The sequence below is a fragment of the Nocardioides ginkgobilobae genome (assembly GCF_054781275.1).
In genome coordinates, this window is sequence record NZ_BAAGUS010000049.1 from 1 (window position 1) to 1294 (window position 1294).

The window sequence follows — 1294 nt, forward strand, 5'->3', positions numbered from 1 at the left end:
GGGACTGCTGCACGATCAGGTGACAGTTCGGGTTAGGCAGCCTGGACGGCTTTGGTGGTCATGATGGTTTCGTACTCGACGGGGGTCAATCGTCCGAGACCGGGCTGTCGACGGCGCCGGTGGTAGGTGCGCTCGATCCAGGTCACGATCGCGATCCGCAGGTCCTCGCGGGTGGCCCAGGAGCGGCGGTCTAGGACGTTCTTCTGTAGGAGCGCGAAGAAGCTCTCCATGGCGGCGTTGTCGCCCGCGGCACCTACTCGGCCCATCGAGCCGACCATGGCGTGGTGGTTCAGGGCGTGGACGAATCTCCGGCTTCGAAATTGCGATCCTCTGTCGGTGTGGACGATGCAGCCGGCGACCTCACCGCGCCTGGCGACGGCGTTGTTGAGAGCCGCAACCGCTAGGTGCGACTTCATCCTGGAGTCGATGGAGTAGCCCACGATCTTGTTGGAGCAGACGTCCTTGAACGCGCACAGGTAGAGCTTGCCTTCGCGGGTCCAGTGCTCGGTGATGTCGCCGACCCACAGCTGGTTGGGCTCCTCGGCGGTGAAGGCGTGGCGGGTCACGCCGTGCTTGTCGATGACCGCGCACAGGTCGTCGTGGACCGGCGGGCCGGGTTTGTAGGCCTTGCCCTTCTTGGGTTTGCCGAAGGCGCTCCACCAGCCGTTGGTCGAGCAGATGCGCCACGCGGTCCGCTCGCACATGGCCTCCCCGGCCTCGGCTGCCTCGTCGATGAGGAACCGGTAGCCGAACTCGGGGTCCTCGCCGTGGGCGTCGAACAGTGCGTTGGCGCGGTAGGCCTCGACCAGCTCGGCGTCGGTGACCGGGCAGGCCAGCCAGCGGTAGTAGGGCTGGCGGGCGATCTTGAGTACCCGGCACGTCACCGTGACGGGGACACCGTCAGCGGCCAGCTCGCGGACGAGCGGGTACATCATTTTCCCGGCAGGTTCGCCTGGGAGAGGTAGGCAGCAGCACGGCGCAGGACCTCGTTCTCCTGCTCCAGCAACCGGATCCGCTTCTTCGCCTCACGCAGCTCTGTGTTCTCTGCCGCGGTGGTCCCGGGCTTGATGCCGTCCTCGACATCGGCGCTCTTGAGCCAGTTGGTCAGGCAGGACTCGCTGATGCCGAAGTCGGCAGCGATCTGCTTGAGGTGGACACCCGGCTCACGGTTCCTCGCCACGCGCACGACGTCGTCGCGGAACTCCTTGGGGTAGGGCTTGGGCACAGCGCACATCCTTCCAGCGGCACCTCTCGGCACCACAGATCAGATGTCACCTATCCGTGCAGCAGTCCC

The 1294-nt window shown here is 65.9% G+C and carries 1 protein-coding gene; it reads right to left on the reverse strand.

All coding sequences use genetic code 11. The features are described 5' to 3' along the window. Positions 1-32: 32 nt before the first annotated feature. A protein-coding gene (locus ACYVID_RS18135; protein ID WP_460739471.1) for an IS3 family transposase occupies positions 33-1225 on the reverse strand; the annotation gives its coding sequence in 2 pieces (ribosomal slippage) (positions 33-938 and positions 941-1225; 1191 coding nt in all). Positions 1226-1294: the final 69 nt, after the last annotated feature.